General features: G+C 54.4%; 17 protein-coding genes. 1 reads left to right on the top strand and 16 read right to left on the bottom strand.

Translation table 11 applies throughout. From position 1 onward, the window contains the following. Positions 1 to 6: 6 nt before the first annotated feature. From der to trmJ, 13 genes are all read right to left on the bottom strand, one after another. Positions 7 to 1,428 (bottom strand): ribosome biogenesis GTPase Der, encoded by a 1,422-nt coding sequence (der, locus tag C7H08_RS04915; protein ID WP_106670649.1) that lies wholly within the window; start codon positions 1,426 to 1,428, stop codon positions 7 to 9. Between the two features lie 65 nt (positions 1,429 to 1,493). Continuing rightward, positions 1,494 to 2,660 (bottom strand): outer membrane protein assembly factor BamB, encoded by a 1,167-nt coding sequence (gene bamB, locus C7H08_RS04910; RefSeq protein WP_106670648.1) that lies wholly within the window; start codon positions 2,658 to 2,660, stop codon positions 1,494 to 1,496. Then, on the bottom strand, positions 2,660 to 3,316 hold the full coding sequence (locus C7H08_RS04905) for a YfgM family protein (RefSeq protein WP_106670647.1): 657 nt from the start codon (positions 3,314 to 3,316) through the stop codon (positions 2,660 to 2,662). Before C7H08_RS04905 ends, bamB begins: the two co-directional genes overlap by 1 nt. Positions 3,317 to 3,363: 47 nt before the next feature. Next, positions 3,364 to 4,638: a histidine--tRNA ligase gene (gene hisS / locus C7H08_RS04900; protein WP_106670646.1), complete on the bottom strand. Its 1,275-nt coding sequence runs from the start codon at positions 4,636 to 4,638 to the stop codon at positions 3,364 to 3,366. Between the two features lie 44 nt (positions 4,639 to 4,682). Next, positions 4,683 to 5,801 (bottom strand): flavodoxin-dependent (E)-4-hydroxy-3-methylbut-2-enyl-diphosphate synthase, encoded by a 1,119-nt coding sequence (ispG, locus tag C7H08_RS04895; protein ID WP_106670645.1) that lies wholly within the window; start codon positions 5,799 to 5,801, stop codon positions 4,683 to 4,685. A 35-nt stretch (positions 5,802 to 5,836) separates the two neighbouring features. Continuing rightward, a complete protein-coding gene (locus tag C7H08_RS04890; RefSeq protein WP_106670644.1) occupies positions 5,837 to 6,814 on the bottom strand; it encodes a RodZ domain-containing protein in 978 nt (325 codons plus the stop codon). Further along, entirely contained in the window at positions 6,804 to 7,610 is an 807-nt protein-coding gene (pilW, locus tag C7H08_RS04885) for a type IV pilus biogenesis/stability protein PilW (RefSeq protein WP_227663365.1), read from the bottom strand. Before pilW ends, C7H08_RS04890 begins: the two co-directional genes overlap by 11 nt. A 37-nt stretch (positions 7,611 to 7,647) precedes the next feature. After that, the gene (rlmN, locus tag C7H08_RS04880) at positions 7,648 to 8,757 is read right to left on the bottom strand and encodes a dual-specificity RNA methyltransferase RlmN (RefSeq protein ID WP_106670642.1); all 1,110 of its coding nucleotides are present in this window, start codon (positions 8,755 to 8,757) and stop codon (positions 7,648 to 7,650) included. 61 nt (positions 8,758 to 8,818) lie between these two features. Continuing rightward, a complete protein-coding gene (ndk, locus tag C7H08_RS04875; RefSeq protein WP_106670641.1) occupies positions 8,819 to 9,247 on the bottom strand; it encodes a nucleoside-diphosphate kinase in 429 nt (142 codons plus the stop codon). 65 nt (positions 9,248 to 9,312) lie between these two features. After that, on the bottom strand, positions 9,313 to 10,470 hold the full coding sequence (locus C7H08_RS04870; protein WP_106670640.1) for an IscS subfamily cysteine desulfurase: 1,158 nt from the start codon (positions 10,468 to 10,470) through the stop codon (positions 9,313 to 9,315). Between the two features lie 21 nt (positions 10,471 to 10,491). After that, complete coding sequence (iscR, locus tag C7H08_RS04865; protein ID WP_106670639.1) at positions 10,492 to 10,989, bottom strand: Fe-S cluster assembly transcriptional regulator IscR; 498 nt, start codon at positions 10,987 to 10,989, stop codon at positions 10,492 to 10,494. A 78-nt stretch (positions 10,990 to 11,067) separates the two neighbouring features. Next, positions 11,068 to 11,847: a serine O-acetyltransferase gene (cysE, locus tag C7H08_RS04860; protein ID WP_106670638.1), complete on the bottom strand. Its 780-nt coding sequence runs from the start codon at positions 11,845 to 11,847 to the stop codon at positions 11,068 to 11,070. Continuing rightward, the gene (trmJ, locus tag C7H08_RS04855) at positions 11,840 to 12,712 is read right to left on the bottom strand and encodes a tRNA (cytosine(32)/uridine(32)-2'-O)-methyltransferase TrmJ (protein ID WP_106670721.1); all 873 of its coding nucleotides are present in this window, start codon (positions 12,710 to 12,712) and stop codon (positions 11,840 to 11,842) included. The genes cysE and trmJ overlap by 8 nt, the downstream gene beginning before the upstream one ends. A gap of 203 nt (positions 12,713 to 12,915) precedes the next feature. Here trmJ and C7H08_RS04850 point away from each other — a divergent pair, with 203 nt between their 5' ends. Next, a complete protein-coding gene (locus C7H08_RS04850; RefSeq protein ID WP_106670637.1) occupies positions 12,916 to 13,716 on the top strand; it encodes an inositol monophosphatase family protein in 801 nt (266 codons plus the stop codon). 99 nt (positions 13,717 to 13,815) lie between these two features. Here the strand turns inward: C7H08_RS04850 and secF are convergent, their stop codons facing one another. From secF to yajC, 3 genes are all read right to left on the bottom strand, one after another. Further along, positions 13,816 to 14,769, bottom strand: a complete 954-nt coding sequence (secF, locus tag C7H08_RS04845; protein ID WP_106670636.1) for a protein translocase subunit SecF — start codon at positions 14,767 to 14,769, stop codon at positions 13,816 to 13,818. Next, positions 14,762 to 16,636 carry a protein translocase subunit SecD gene (gene secD / locus C7H08_RS04840; protein WP_106670635.1) on the bottom strand — a complete coding sequence of 625 codons (1,875 nt, stop codon included), beginning with the start codon at positions 16,634 to 16,636 and terminating at the stop codon, positions 14,762 to 14,764. Before secD ends, secF begins: the two co-directional genes overlap by 8 nt. A gap of 94 nt (positions 16,637 to 16,730) precedes the next feature. Continuing rightward, on the bottom strand, positions 16,731 to 17,033 hold the full coding sequence (yajC, locus tag C7H08_RS04835; RefSeq protein ID WP_243411415.1) for a preprotein translocase subunit YajC: 303 nt from the start codon (positions 17,031 to 17,033) through the stop codon (positions 16,731 to 16,733). Between the last annotated feature and the right edge of the window lie 29 nt (positions 17,034 to 17,062).

Here is a 17,062-nt window from a genome sequence, read left to right as displayed (position 1 = left end):
CGGCAATCAGCGTTTGACGCTTTTCTGCCGGGTTTTTCGGACGGTGCGCCCTTTCTTGATATCCGTGTCCTTCTTGACCTTCTGCCTCGGCGTCATACGGTCTACCTTGTTGGCAAACGGGTTTTCGCCGGATTTGAACTCAAACCGGATCGGTGAGCCAACAACCTTAAGCACTTTGCGAAAGGTATTTTCCAGATAGCGTTTATAAGCTCCTGGTAGCGAATCCACCTGATTGCCATGTACGACGATCACCGGAGGGTTCGAGCCACCCTGATGAGCGAAGCGTAACTTGATGCGTCGGCCATGTACCATTGGCGGCTGGTGCTGTGCTATCGCATCCTGCAGAAGCGCTGTCAGCCGGTTAGTTGGCCACTTCGACATCGCCGACTCATAACATGCCTGCACCGATTCATACATGGTTCCAACACCGGTACCGTGCAATGCCGAGATGTAATACTTATCAGCAAAGTCCACAAAGTCGAGACGACGAGCCACTTGCTCTTTCACCTTCTCGCGATCTTCCGGATTCATACCATCCCACTTGTTGATCGCGATCACCAGCGACCGACCGGCATCCAGTACAAAGCCCATCAGGTGCATATCCTGATCCACCAGACCATCGCGGGCGTCGATGACCAGAATCACCACATGGGCATCGTCGATAGCCTGGAGTGTCTTGATGATGGAAAACTTTTCGACCACTTCGTGAACGTTCTTGCGGCGACGCACACCGGCGGTATCAATCAGCGTGTACTGATGGCCATGTCGCTCATAGGGAATGTAGATGCTGTCACGGGTTGTTCCCGGCATGTCGTAGACCACCACCCGCTCTTCACCCAGCATCCGGTTGACCAGCGTCGACTTGCCAACGTTCGGGCGCCCGACCACGCCAATGCGAATACCCGGGTACTTGTCAGCACGATCCTGGTCTTCCGGATTCTCTGGTTCCGGAAGCAACACCTCCAGCATCGATTTGATGCCGCGGTTATGGGCCGCAGCCGTTTGGAACGTGGACTCAAAGCCCAACGAGTAGAAATCAGCAGTAGCAATGTCCGGATCCTGGCCATCAGTTTTGTTAACCACCAGATGAGCCTTCTTACCGGTGCGACGCAGATGGTCGGCGATCATCTGATCACCCGCCGTCAATCCTGCACGGCCATCGACGATAAACAACACGATGTCGGCTTCATCCACCGCCTGCATTGAGTGGCGCGCCATTTCCGCGTCCAGGCCTACCTCATCACCGGTGAGACCGCCGGTGTCAATAACGATAAACTTGCGACCCTCGTAGTGGCCCTCGCCGTATTTCCGGTCACGGGTCAAGCCCGGCAAGTCTGCGACCAGCGCATCACGGGAATGGGTCATCTGATTGAAAATCGTGGACTTACCGACATTCGGCCGTCCGACCAGGGCTATAACTGGGGTCATAATTATCTGCTATATAAAAAGGTCAAAAGCCCGGCTTGGGCCGGGCTTATCGATGAGTTGCGGTGTTACTGTTCAGTTTTCAAAGTAAAGACAGTCATGCGCCCGCCGTTTCCGAATACCAGCAGATTACCATCTTCGATGATCTGAACCGGTACGCGGATACCGTCACTGTCAAACTTCATCTGCCCCTGAAGGCTGCCATCACTTAACGACAAGGCGTGAAGGTAACCCTCATAATCGCCGGTAATCAGATAGTCACCAGCCGCGATCGGTTGCGTCAACTGACGCCAGGACAAACGATCCTGTAGCCATAGCTCCCGACGATCACTGCCACGGTAAGCAACGACGTCGCCATTGGCAGACGACAGGAAAATATTGCCAGCGCCAATGCTCGGCGAGTAGAAACTGGACGCGCGACGACTCCAGATTTCCTGGCCGGTACGGATATCAACCAGTGCAAGCTTGCCCTGATAACCGGCCACCATAATGGCAGAATCCACTACCAGAGGCTGGCCTCCAATATCCACAAGGCGCTCGAGTTCGGTGCGACCTTGCGGCTGCCCTACCTCGTACTGCCAGACTGGTTGACCGGCATCCGCCGTGAGCGCAATAACTCTGCCGTTGGCAAACGAGGCAATCACCACATCACCGCCCACCAGCGGCGCTGCAGCCGTGCGCATGGACAGCACCGGCACCTGACCATCGTATTGCCATAGTTGCTCGCCATTACTGGCATCAAAACCAATAACCCGACCATCGGTGGTCTGCGTCACGACCAGAGCCCCGTTTGACTGGGGCGCAGCGAGACCTTCAGTCGGCAAAGCGGAGCGCCAGACTTCGTCGCTGGTTTCCCGGGACAGGGCCACCAGTTCGGCGTCGCGAGTTATGTAATAGAGGTGGTTACTATCTCCGCCCATTCCGGCAAAGATGCGATCTTCTGACCTCCGCTGCCAACGTGTTTTGCCATTTTCGGGTTCAACAGCAACCAATAGGCCATCTGCAGACGCCGCATAAATAACGTCACCCGCGTACAAGGGCACCAGATGTAGAAACTGGTTATCGTGACCGTTTCCGACAGACATGCTCCAGATCGGCTCGAATTCAACGCTTGCGTCAATATCCGGAACCGGAACGGGTTGCTCAAAAGTATCGGTGGCACTGCACCCGACAAGCAAAAACAGCAGCAAAGACGCTAACGGAAATGCGACGGCCCTGTTGCGATCGATCCGCATCAGGCCCCCTCCTCAACGCCCAGGTCAGACAGCTTCAGTTCCAGAATGCCACTGCGGCCCTGCTGGTTTTGCTCCTGAGCAGCCAGATAGGCTTCACGGGCACCTTCTGCATCACCCTTGGCCAGCAGAATATCACCGCGTAACTCTGAAAATATACCAGCAAACGCATCGACCGAAACTGCGCCGTCAAGTGTCGCCAACGCATCGTCAAATTGCTCGGCCGCAAATTGGGCGCGAGCTAGGCGGTTGCGCACCACCAAGTTCAACGCCGGATAGTCCGATGCTTTATCCAGTGCCCATTGCAGAGAATCAATTGCACCCTCGACATTGTCATTAAGCATGATCTGTTGGCGGGCAAGAACCAGGTTACCGTATATGGCATAGGCACTTTTGCCATGATCTTCACGAAGCGTCTGGGCGACAAATGCAACTGTCTCGCCCGCATTTTCGTCAGCTTCAGTCGCGAACGCATTCAGCAGGGTGGCGAACTGATTTGCGGCCTCGGCCCGTTGCTGGGCCTGATTATTTTGCCAGGCCTGCCAACCAAACACGATGGCCAGGGCGGCACCGATACCAATCAGCAAGGAACTGCCGTTTTTCTTCCACCAGTCTTTGATCGCCTGGACCTGTTCTTCTTCGGTGCGCAACTCAGCCATGTAAACTCCTGTTAATCAATAATGTTGCTGTTCTTGTAGAGCGATGATCAAAGCCTGTTAACCAGTAACTGTGCCAATTCTACCCGAGCCACTTCTTGCTGCGGCTCATCGTCGCGCAGCGGTTTCAGACCAACGTTTCCGCTGGCCAACTCGTTTTCACCCAGAATGACCGCATAGCGGGCACCACTACGATCGGCTTTTTTCATCTGACTCTTAAAGCTGCCACCACCACAATGTGCAACAACCACTTTGCCGGGCAAAGCGTTTCGCAATTCCTCAGCGATGGCCATCGCCGGAGCAATGACCTTGTCGCCCATGGCAGTCACATAGACATCCGCCTGATTGTTAACGTGCTCGGGCACCAGATCAAGGGTTTCCAGTAACAGAATCAGACGCTCCAGCCCCATTGCGAAGCCAACAGCGTCGGTGGCTTTGCCGCCTAACTGCTCTACCAGACCATCGTAACGGCCGCCGGCGCACACGGTACCCTGAGCGCCAAGACTGTCGGTGATCCACTCAAACACCGTCTTGCCGTAATAGTCGAGCCCGCGAACCAGCGCCGGATTTACGGTATAAGTCACGCCCGCGGCATCCAGCAGGGCTTTCAGCTGATCAAAGTGTTCAAGGGAGGCTTGATCCAGGAAGTTATCAAGGCTCGGTGCACCCTCAAGAACCTTACGGGTGCCGGCATCTTTGCTGTCGAGAATTCTTAAAGGATTGGTGGACAGCCGTCGCTTGCTGTCGTCATCCAGCTGATCCCGATATTGTCCCAGATAGTCGACCAACGCCTGCCGATACACTTTACGGGCATCGCTGGTCCCGATTGAGTTAATTTCCAGGCGAGTGTGCCCGGCAAGGCCCAAAGCGGCCCACAACCGCGAGGTCAGGATCAGCAGTTCGGCATCAATATCCGGGCCAGCCATGCCAAAACATTCCACCCCGATCTGATGAAACTGGCGATACCGACCTTTTTGAGGCCGCTCATGGCGAAACATCGGCCCGGTGTACCAGAGCCGGCGAGTTTGGTTGAACAGCAGCCCGTGCTCTTCTGCTGCCCGAACGCAACCTGCGGTACCTTCGGGGCGCAAAGTCAGGCTGTCGCCGTTGCGATCGTCGAAGGTGTACATTTCCTTTTCGACAATATCGGTGACCTCACCGATCGAACGCTTGAACAATTCGGTCTGCTCAACCACAGGCATACGAATTTCCTGATACCCGTATTGCCCAAGAACCTTACGTACTGTTGACTCCACATACTGCCAGACGGGAGTCTGATCCGGCAGAATGTCATTCATTCCGCGAATTGCCTGAATCTTAGCCAAGTTAAAACCCTGATACTTTGTTGAATGATTTCGTGCCGGTGCTTTTAGTCGGTAGAGCGTGCGATAACAGATGCTTCCTGTTCCTGGCGCTTCGCCACTTCGTCCCGAATCAGACGCTCAAGGTCATCCGTCAGCGTTGCATTGACCAGTTTCTGGTTTGGTTTGCCAGCCAGGTAGAACAGGTTCTTCGGACTGCCACCGGTCAGGCCGATATCCGCTTCTTTCGCTTCTCCAGGGCCATTAACAATGCATCCGATGATGGCGACATCCAATGGCGTGTTCACATCTTCCAGTCGCTCCTCCAGATCATTCATCGTCTGGATAACATCAAAATTCTGGCGGGAACAGCTTGGGCACGCGATAAAGTTGATACCCCGGCTGCGCAAACGCAGGCTCTTGAGGATATCGAATCCGACTTTGATTTCCTGTACCGGATCCGCCGCCAGGGACACTCGGATAGTATCGCCGATGCCATCCATCAGCAGCATACCCAAGCCAATCGAGGATTTGACGGTACCCGAACGGAAGCCACCGGCTTCGGTGATGCCCAAGTGAAGCGGCTGTTCAATCTGCGAAGCAATTTGCCGGTAAGCGGCGACCGTCATAAACACATCAGACGCCTTGAGACTGACTTTGAAGTTCTGAAAATCGTGCCGGTCCAGAATATCAATATGCCTCATGGCCGATTCGACCAGCGCTTCCGGCGTAGGCTCGCCATACTTGCGTTGCAGGCTTTTTTCCAACGAACCGGCATTCACACCGATCCGGATGGGAATATTCCGGTCCCGGGCGGCACTGATCACTGCACTAACACGGTCATCCCGACCAATATTTCCCGGGTTGATGCGTAAGCAGTCAACCCCGAGCTCGGCGACTCGCAATGCGATCTTGTGGTCAAAATGAATATCCGCAACCAGTGGCAGCGACACCCTGTCACGAATTTTGCCAAATGCCTCAGCGGCTTCCATCGAGGGCACAGACACCCGGACAATGTCCGCTCCGGCGTCCTGCAATGCCTCAATCTGACCAACCGTCGCGTCTACATCGCAGGTATTGGTATTGGTCATGCTCTGCACGGCAATCGGTGCATCACCGCCAACCGGAACATCACCCACCATGATCTGGCGAGATTTGCGTCTTTTAATCGGGGATTCGTGTTTCATGTGCTGGGACCAACAGTTTATCCGGACGTTTGGCTTTAAAGTTCGAGGCTAAATTCTGACCGGTTATTCACGACGCGTAAATCGCCAACGTTCAGAGTTTCACCCTGAAATCGAATTGACTCAACGGCACTGACTGCGCCAATCACCACCCGGAAAGGTGCCTCACCGGCGACATCCAATTGGTCTCCGCTACGACGAAGCGAACTTGCCAAACGGTTACCTTCGGCATCAGTCACCTGAATCCAGCAGTCATCCGAAAAAGACATTTGCAGCCGTGCTTGCGTAACATCACTGACTGGTAACACTTCTGGCTCTTGCAGAGCGGGTTCCGTCAACTGGGTAACCACAGGTACCTGGTCTGGCGGCAGGTCTTCCGGGACGGCTTCTGCAGGCATTGGATCCGCGGGCACATTCAATGACTCCGCTGTCTCATTCAAAGGTTCAGCAGCCTCATCAAACGGAACCGGCTCAGGCTCCTGGACCAGAGCTTCCGGCGTTTCAGCGCCTTGCTCCGAATCTGCAGAAGACATCAGATTTTCCTGCGGCGCTGCCATCTGTGACGAGCCTTCAGTTGCCGGATCAACGCCTACGTCCCGTTCAGCAAGATAAGCGGCTATCAGATACGCAGCCGCAGCCAGAATAACCAATACCACGAGCAGCTTGGCAAGTTGTCGTTTTCGGCGCTTTTTCAGCTCGATAGAAACCAATGGGTTGGCCTGATACTCCAACTCTTTTTGTTGGCGACCTGGTTCCAGTTCCCGATCCAGCTCAGCGATCACAGCGTCCGCATCCAGCCCGACCTGACGAGCGTATGCTCGAACGTAACCTTTCAGAAAAAGTTCACTGTCGATTTTACTGTAATCGCCGCTTTCAATAGCTTGAATCACGGAGGGGCGGAGATGCTGTTCGTCCGCAATTGCTGACAGATCCAGCCCCAGACGTTCGCGCCCAAGCCTGAGCTGTTCACCGACACGCTCCGCTGCCACCTGGTCTGGCTTCACCTCACCGCTCATTGGCAATCAACACCTTATATTGTTGGTACTCAGCAGAATCCGGATACTCATTTCTGAGCAGCAAGGCCAGACTCACCTCCTGATCCCGGTCTTTATAATGACGGGCTATGCGAATACCGGTAAACAGGCTTTCCGGCGAATGCGTCAACCGCGTGTTGCGCTGAATCATCGTTTGCAGGCGGCTGTAATATCGGGATGCCGCCGGATAATCCTCCATTTCCACCAGTACGCGAGACAGGGAAAGCAGGGTTCGTGCTTCGCCCCGAGTCAGCTCGACGGCCCGGCGATAAGCCGCCTCAGCCGCTTCCCGGTCACCTAAACGCTCTTCGGTCATCCCCAGATTATAGAATACCGCACCGCGCTCTCGGTAGCCGGTATCTCTGGAAGCAACACTGAACTGATCTCTGGCTTCCGAATAACGGGAATTGCTGTAAAGAAAAGCACCGTAGTAAACACGAGCACGCGTATAACGATCGTCCTCAGAGATTGCCCGTTTGAAACTTTGCTCTGCCAGACCCGGGTCGCCCTCGGCATTATAAACCAAGCCCATTGCGGCCTGCGCTTCAGCGCTATCGGGCGAAATTTCCAGTGCCCGTTCAAGATGATGACGAGCACGATCGAGATTGCCCTGCCCGATATAGGCAGTGGCTAACTGAACATAGTTACTGACCGCCTTATCCCGGTCTGCTTCACGCGAGAATCGACTATCGGTTGTGGTAACGCAGCCCGACAACATCAGACCAAATAAGAGCAGAGCCACTGTATACAGAGGTGAACTTTGTGCTTTTCCTTTCACGAAACACCTTATCTTTGTCACTTCCGGGGCGCCGATATCAGGGGTTAACCTGTTGCACCGCTATGTATCTCTGGCTCCTGCGGGTACGGTCATCAACACGGCCGACCAACTGACCACATGCTGCATCGATATCGTCACCGCGTGTGGTACGGATGGTTGCTACGTAGCCGGCCTCATTAAGCACCGTCTGAAATCTACGCGTGGCATTCATACTCGGCCGTTTGAAATCGCTCTCAGGGAATGGATTGAACGGTATCAGATTAATCTTGCAAGGCAAATCCTTGAGCAAAACTGCCAGTTCGTGGGCGTGTTCCGGTTGATCGTTAACGCCCTCGATAACGGTGTATTCAATGGTCGCTTTACGCTTTTCTGGCAATCTTGCAAAATACCGTTTCGTGGCGGCCAGCAATTCAGCGATCGGATACTTTTTATTTAATGGAACCAGTTTATTGCGCAATTCATCATTGGGCGCATGAAGCGAGATGGCCAGTGAAACATCGGTAACCTCAGCCAATCGGTCAATGGCAGGAACCACACCGGAGGTACTCAGGGTTACACGGCGCTTGGAAATCCCGTAAGCAAGGTCTTCCATCATCAGGTTCATCGCATCAACGACGTTGTCGAAGTTCAACAACGGCTCCCCCATACCCATCATCACAACATTAGTGATCGGGCGGTCCTTGATGTCAAACGGCATAAACGCTTTGCGGGCAACCCATACCTGGCCGATCACTTCGGCAGCCGTCAGATTCCGGTTAAATCCGCGTTTTCCGGTTGAGCAGAATGTGCAGTCGAGGGTACAGCCGATCTGCGAAGACACGCACAGCGTGCCGCGCTCACCGTCCGGAATCAGCACAGTTTCGACACTGTTGCCGTTGTCCATCCGCATGACCCACTTGCGCGTTCCGTCTTTGGAGGTTTCATCGAAAACCACCTCGGGGCCGCGCACCTCTGCCACTTCTTTAAGCTTGTCCCTGAGCACCTTGCTCATATTGGTCATTTGATCGAAGTCATCAACACCCCACTGGTGGATCCACTGCAGAACCTGTTGCGCACGGAAGCGCTTTTCACCCAGGGTTTCAAAAAACGCCTCAAGCTTGGCTTTAGGCATCCCCAGGAGATTGGTTTTTTCGGCAGTGCCAGTCATGCAATAACCTCGATCAAATAGCCAATTCAGGGGCGACTACTGCCACCCCTGAACCACAAAATCAACCGCGCGGGCAGATCTCGTTATCATTAAAAAAGTACGCGATTTCACGCTCAGCGGAAGCCGCAGAGTCAGAGCCGTGAACGGCGTTGGCATCAATGGATGATGCAAAGTCAGCACGAATGGTACCAGCCTCAGCTTCTTTCGGATTTGTCGCACCCATCAGCTCACGGTTCTTGAGAATAGCGCCTTCGCCTTCCAGAGCCTGAACCACTACCGGGCCAGAGGTCATGAACGCAACCAGATCGTTGAAGAAGGGACGTTCTTTATGCTCGGCGTAGAAGCCTTCCGCTTGCTCTTGGGTCAGGTGCATCATTTTAGACGCAACAATTTTCAGATCCGCTTTTTCAAAACGGCTGTAGATTTCGCCAATTACGTTCTTAGCGACCGCATCGGGCTTGATAATTGAGAGCGTGCGCTCATTTGCCATGGTATTTCTCCAGTTGTGTTCAGAAAATTCAGATCGGCGATTATACGCAGTCCGGGTGCAACTGCCTACCGCACGCCGCGAAGTCGCTTAACAACATCAACGATTTGCGAACAGGCGAACTCTACTTCTTCAACAGTGGTAAAACGCCCGAACGAAAACCGAAGTGCGCGGTGAGCAAGTTCATCGCTCACACCGATTCCCCGCAATACGAAGGAAGGCTCAACCGTAGCAGATGCGCAGGCCGACCCTGATGACACCGCGAGATTGCGCAATCCCAACATCAGGGATTCAGCATCTATGCCCTCGAATGACAGATTGACAATGCCCGGCACCCGGTGTTCCCGACTACCATTGAAATGAACACCTTCAAGGCCTTCAAGACCTGACACAAACAATTCGCGCAGTTGCTCAAGATGTCCGGTTTCGCGATCAAGACCCTCACCTGCCAACTCAAAGGCCTTGCCCATGCCGACGATCTGGTGCGTAGGCAAAGTGCCTGAGCGCATGCCTCGTTCGTGGCCGCCGCCATGCATCTGCGCCTCGATCGCTACGCTCGGGGAGCGACGAACATAAAGCGCTCCAATACCTTTGGGGCCATATACCTTGTGCGCCGAAAGCGACAACAAATCAACATTCAAACTGACAACGTCGACTGGCAATTTACCTGCGGCCTGCGCGGCATCAACGTGAAATAACACCTCACGCTGGCGAAGCAACGTCCCGATGGCACGGATGTCCGTGACGCACCCCAGCTCATTATTGACCATCATCAGACTTACCAGGACCGTGTCGTGGCGTAACGCTTCGGCAACGGAGTCCGCAGTGACCCGTCCCTCAGTATCCGGTCGCAACCAGGTAACTTCTGTACCGCGGCTCTCCAGCCATTTGCAGGTGTCTACTACGGCTTTGTGCTCGATAACCGAAGTCACTATATGCCCACCGCGAGCTTTTGAACATTGACCAACAACACCTTTGATCGCCAGGTTATCCGATTCGGTCGCACCAGACGTCCAGACGATTTCCCTCGGGTCTGCGTGAATCAGCTCGGCAACTTGCCGCCGGGCATTTTCCACCGCAGCTTCCGCCTGCCAACCATAGCCATGGGAGCGCGAGGCCGGATTGCCAAACACTCCGTCAGGGGTCAGAAACTTCATCATCTCATCGGCAACGGATGGATCGACGGGCGTTGTGGCCGCGTAATCCAGGTAAACGGGCTTTTTCATAATCACAGGGAATGTTGGTTGTCAGGCCGTTGCCTGGTCTATCAGGCGTCGGGTATTAATCGCATCCGAGCCATCGCCGGACTGCATCCGATTCTGCCTGTCCGCCACCTGGCGGATTTCATGCTTACGCATCAGGTCGCCCAGACTGATCTCGCTCAAGAACTGGTGAATCTGATCGCTCAGGTCCGACCACAGATGATGGGTCAGACATTTCTCTCCGTTCTGACAATCACCTTTATTGGCGCAACGGGTGGTATCCAGCGATTCGCTGACCGCATCGACCACTTCGGCGATAAAGACGTCATCAGCTAACCGGCTCAAACGATAGCCACCACCTGGTCCACGCACGCTCACCACAAGTTGTTGGCGGCGCAGGCGTGAAAACAGCTGTTCAAGATAAGACAGGGAAATCTCTTGCCGGGCCGAAATGTCTGCAAGACTCACCGGCCCCTGGCTCCCATGGAGAGCCAGATCCAGCATTGCCGTCACGGCATAGCGGCCTTTCGTGGTCAGCTTCATACTGTCAGCCCCATAGATGGGATTGAATCTCGATTCGAAGTGATGAGTATGAATTGACCAACCAAAACAGTCAAGTATTCAGCCTTTACCCGCGCTATCCTCATCGTCACGAACGCAATCGAAATCCTCTTCGTGCAGAGGCGGCAACTCCCCATTCTGGTATTCACTGTTGACCTTGCGAATAGCCTTGCACATGTTTTCAATACGATCGTCGACCGCATGCATATGGTCCAGTAACGAGCGCATGGCCCGAGCAACCGGATCCGGCATTTCCTCAGTCACACCATAAGCATCAAAGCCCATACGCTCTTCCATTTCCTTGCGTCGAACGTCATCCTCGGTATGCCGCTTGACAATTACCCGCCCCGGGATGCCAACCACGGTAGCTCCCGCAGGCACAGCTTTGGTCACCACGGAATTAGAGCCAATTTTGGCACCCTCTCCCACTTCAAACGGGCCCAGAATCTTTGCCCCGGCACCCACAACCACACCGTCACCGATGGTCGGATGACGCTTGCCCTTGTTCCAGCTGGTGCCACCGAGTGTCACACCCTGATAGAGCGTCACATCATCACCGATTATCGTGGTTTCGCCGATCACCACCCCCATACCATGGTCAATAAAAAACCGCCGGCCGATCGTTGCACCCGGATGGATTTCAATGCCGGTAAACCAACGCGCCAGCGTGGAGATGGTTCGTGCCACCCATTTCAACCCCAGATTCCAGAGCCAGTGTGAGAACCGGTGAAAAAGCAAGGCGTGCAAGCCCGGGTAATTAGTCAGTACTTCAAACGTGTTCCGTGCTGCCGGATCCCGGTGAAATACACTCTTTATATCTTCGCGCAAACGCTCAAACATGGTCTTTATCCTGCCCTGCATTCGCGACATCCGCCGCAGTGGGTTGTTGCTGGCCATTACCTGGAAGCGTACCGGCAGCTTTCTGCACCGACGTCAGAATTCCCCGAAGAATATTAATCTCCATCTGGTCGAGTCGGGCTCGCTGGAAAAGCCGCCTCATCCGGGTCATCAGTTGCCGGGGGTTGTTGCGGCGGTGAAAGTCCACATCGACCAACACCTGTTCAAGGTGACCGAAGAACCCCTCGACATCATGGACGGCCGCCGGTGGCACATCCCAGCCCCGATCGCCAGGCGCCACCATGGATTCGAGGTAAGGGCTGGACTCACCTTCGTCAAGACTACGCAAATAATGCATTCGCAATTCGTAACAGATGACCTGAACCGCCATGGACAGATTCAAAGAGCTGTAGTCAGGATTCGATGGAATATGAATGTGGTAGTGACAGCGCTGAAGTTCCTCATTGGACAGACCATGATTCTCACGACCGAACACCATGGCAACCGGGCCTTGCTGCCCAGCTTCATAAGCAGTGACTGCAGCCTGGGGTGGTGCAATAACCGGCCAGGGAACTTTACGGCCACGAGCACTGGTGCCCATCACCAGAACACAATCTGCCAGAGCCTCATCCAGAGAATCCACCACCTGAGCCCGGTCCAGCACATCAGAAGCACCGGCTGCCCGGGCGTAGGATGTTTCATCCGGAAACGACGACGGATTGACCAACCACAGGTTTCCCAACCCCATATTCTTCATCGCCCTGGCCACAGCACCAATGTTGCCGGAATGGGAAGTTTCCACCAGGACGATCCTGATCTGATCATTAAAGGTATCGGTGCCTTCCATCGGCAACGCGGGCTTGTGCATGGTCATCAGGCCTATAAGTGTAAGATCTTTAAATGAAGGAGATGAATGATAGCAGAAATAAGAACATGCCCGCCCTCCGGATATGCCGCAACAACCCCGAGACCCAGTGACATCCGTGCTTTTGCTGAGCCAAAAAACAGACAACCGCTGGTAGTTTTTGCTATCATGCCCGGCCTTAACACACCCGGATAACGAACTCTCAGATGCAACCAGCAATTAAAATGGCCCTGCGCGTTGCCCGCCAGGGATCCGACTACCTGAAAGCACATTTTGAGCGACAGGAACCCAACGGCAAAGATGAGACCGACCGTTACCAGCAGCTGGAACGGGTTGAGCAGTCCATCTACGACAACTTTGCCGAGCAACTGACGAAGGCCTATAAAGATCACACCATCGCACCAATGGGAGAAGCAGACGCCGGTGGCAGCGACAGAAGCTGGCACATTTTTCCGGTTCTCGGTCGTGATAACTTTGTCCGTGGCATTCCGGAATTTGCTCTGGCCTTGTCCCAGAAAAAGAACAATCGCACCGAGAACCTGCTTCTGGTTAACCCGGTCACCGGAGAAGAATACTCCGCCAGCCGTGGTCATGGTGCTGCCCTGAACAGCCGCCGCGTGCGGGCATCAGACATCAAAATGCCTGCCAGATCGGCACTTGCCACCAACCTCCTGGATCAGGCTCGTCAAGGCGACGACCCGATGATCTGGGGAGACATGGCAGCTACCCTGGCTCGAGAAACCGGCATGTTCCGCACCTCCGGCTGCGTAGTACTGGACATTGCCCGGGTATCTGCCGGCTTGCTGGACGCCGCGGTCATTTTTCGGCCGCAACCCGCTGACCTCGACCTTGGTGTAACCCTGGCCATGGAGTCTGGCGCGCTGACCGGTGATTTCTCGGGCAATCCCTCCACCGGTAACGCCCGTCAACTGATCGTAGCCAACCCGAAGCTGTTCCGTGAAATCCTGAAACTGCTGCACCCCTTTCGGGGTCGCCTGCCCCGATAGACCGTCTTCGGGAGCACAAAAAAACCGCCATCTTCACAGATTGGCGGTTTTTTTTGTTCCGGAACTTTTATGCCGGGACCCAGGCCCGGCATAACATTCTCACATCCGGTTCAGCCATTCCGGTGGCTGCTCTTCTTCAATCTCTTCCGCTGACCCTTCTTTGGCCGGAACCATCAGATCTTCACGGGTGACACCCATAACCATCAGCATGTTCGCAGACACATAGATGGAGGAATAGGTACCCACTACGACACCGATAATCAGCGCGATAGCGAAGTTATTGATCGCCTCACCACCAAAGAAATACAGCGCCAGCAGCACCACCAGCGTGGTTCCAGAGGTATTGATTGTTCGGGTAATAGTCTGGTGAATGGATTCGTTGATGATATCCCAGGGCTCTCCTACGCGCATTTTCCGGAAGTTCTCCCGGATACGATCCGCCACAACAATAGTGTCGTTCAGGGAGTAGCCGATCACAGCCAGCAACGCAGCCAACACCGTCAGATCAAAGGTCCACTGAAACAATGCGAACATCCCCAGAACAATGATCACATCGTGCGCGAGTGGAATAACCGACGCGATGCCAAACTTGAACTGAAAGCGCATACCGACATAGATCAGAACTACGGCCAGTGCGATCAACAAGCCCAGGCCACTGTCTTCCTTCAGTTCTTCCCCAACCTGGGAACCGACAAACTCTGAACCCACCAACTCCAGTTCGGCGCCACTTGACGACAATAAAGCTGTGACTTCGCGGGCTAGCTGATCGTTCTCAGCTTCAGCCATACGGATCAGGATAGTGGTGTCAGAACCAAAATTCTGAACAACGTACTGTTCGTAGCCTGCGTCTGTCATCGTGGTTTTGATGTTATCGAGGCTCGGGGCCTCGGCATATTCCAGTTCGACAGAGGTTCCGCCGGTGAAATCCATACCATAGTTCAGGCCACGAACACCCAACAGCACTATGGATACCACCACAAGAGCGATCGAAAGTGCGGAAGCAATCTTTCGAAAACCCATAAAATCAAATGGTTGCTTCTGTATATCAGCCATTAGCCAGCTTCCCCCCGATCGACAATTTCTCGACCCTGCGGCCGCCGTAGACAACGTTCACCATGGCGCGACTGACCACAAGTCCACAAAACATGGACGTCAGAATACCGATGCACAGGGTAATCGCGAAGCCTTTAACCGGGCCAGAGCCCATAGCAAACAGAATCACCGCCACCAGTAACGTTGTAATGTTGGCATCAACGATTGAGACGAAGGCTCGCCCGTAACCTGAGTTGATGGCATTTTGTGGCGACACCCCGGTCTTGAGCTCTTCCTTAATACGTTCGAAAATCAGAACGTTCGCATCAACCGCCATGCCGACCGTCAGAACAATACCGGCGATACCTGGCAAGGTCAGCGTAGCCGACAAAATCGACATACAAGCCAGCAACAACATCAGGTTCAGGGTCAGTGAAACGTTCGCCACCATCCCGAAGCCTCGGTAGAACACCAGCATGTAGAGCAGTACCAGTGCGAAACCGAAGGCCACAGACATAACACCCGCGTCAATGTTCTTCTGACCGAGGCTTGGCCCGATGGTCCGTTCCTGAACAAAATACATGGGGGCCGCCAACGCGCCAGCTCTCAGCAACAAGGCCAGTTCCGCCGCTTCAGGAATGGAGTCCAGTCCGGTAATCCGGAAGCTGCTCCCCAGAGCAGACTGCACCGTTGCCAGACTGATCAGGCCTTTTTCAATAACCCGCTTCTCGGTTTGCTCAATCTCGCCATCAACCTCACGGGTCTCGGTTTCCGTGCGGAACTCGATGAACAAGACCGCCATGCGACGACCAACGTTATTGCGGGTTGCCCGGTTCATCAGATCACCACCAACGGAATCCATGGTGATATTAACCTGAGGCTGCCCGTTTTCATCAAACGCCTGCTGGGCATTGGCGACGTTATTACCGGTGGCAATGACGTCCCGTTCAAGCCGAGCGTTGCGCTGTGGCGTATCACGGAAACTGAACTCTTCGGTTTCCGCCGATGGCGTATCCTGACGCGCCTCCATCCGGAATTCGAGGTTGGCCGTAGCACCCAATATCCGTTTTGCCTGAGCGGTATCCTGCACGCCCGGCAACTCGACGATGATGCGATCCGTACCTTGGCGCTGCACCAGTGGTTCGGCAACACCCAATTCATTAACACGGTTCCGGATGGTGGTCAGGTTCTGCTCAAGCGCGTACTCCTGTATCGACCGCACTTCACCCTCTGACAAAGTCAGGGTGACCAGAAACTCACCATTTTGAGTGCTTTCGCTCAGAAGAAACTCGTTATACTGCTGACGAACAAGGTCAAACGCTTCACTGCGGGCGTCGGTGTCACGGAAACTCAGCACAATGTCCCGGTCTCCCTGCACGTCACCACCCCGGTAGCGAATCCGCTCCTCCCGAAGCTCCCTCTTGATCTGCCCTGACAACGCCTCAAGACGCTGGCCGACGGCGGTTTCCATATCCACTTCCAACAGGAAATGAACACCACCCCGCAAGTCGAGACCCAGCTTCATTGGCCCCGCACCCAGACTGCGCAGCCATTGGGGCGTGGATGGCGCCATATTTAGCGCGACCAGGTAATCGTTGCCAAGAACCGCCTGTACAGCCGGCCGCGCCCGCAGTTGATCGTCCGAATTACTCAGACGAATCAGTGCATTGCGATCTTCGAGCGCGCTTGCCTTGACTTCAATACCGCGGCTTTCGAGCGCACCGAGGGCCTGGTCCAGCACTCGCTGATCTACCTCAGTACTGCCACGGGCACCGGTGACCTGTATGGCGTAATCATCAGGGAAGAAATTCGGTAAGGCATAAATGAACCCGATAATCAGCGCGAACACGATAATCAGGTTCTTCCAGAGCGGATACTTGTTCAGCATGAGAATCCTTCGAGCCGGCAACGCCGCCGGCCTTGGTGTTTCAGCCAATAATAGAAAGCGGGCGCCTCATTGCAGCGCCCGTTCAGAGACCGGCTCAGATATCTTTTAGAGTGCCCTTGGGAAGAGCCGCGCCCACAGCTACTTTCTGGACCTTGATCTCGACGTTGTCGGCAACTTCCAGAATGATGAAGTCGTCAGACACTTTGGTGATACGGCCCGCTACGCCACCAGAGGTGACCACTTCGTCACCCTTGTTCAGGCCAGACATCAGATTTTTATGTTCTTTGGCGCGCTTGGACTGCGGGCGCCAGATCAGGAAGTAAAAAATCAGAATAAAGCCGGCGAAGAAGATGATCTGACCCACTACACTCATGCCCTGGCCACCGTCTTGTGCCATAGCGAGTGCAGGCATCATGGACAGCAGAC

It is taken from the genome of Marinobacter halophilus (assembly GCF_003007685.1).
In the GTDB taxonomy this organism is placed as follows: Bacteria; Pseudomonadota; Gammaproteobacteria; order Pseudomonadales; family Oleiphilaceae; genus Marinobacter; species Marinobacter halophilus.
The sequence above is the reverse complement of the archived record's forward strand: the minus strand, read 5'-3'. Positions and strand labels throughout refer to the sequence as shown.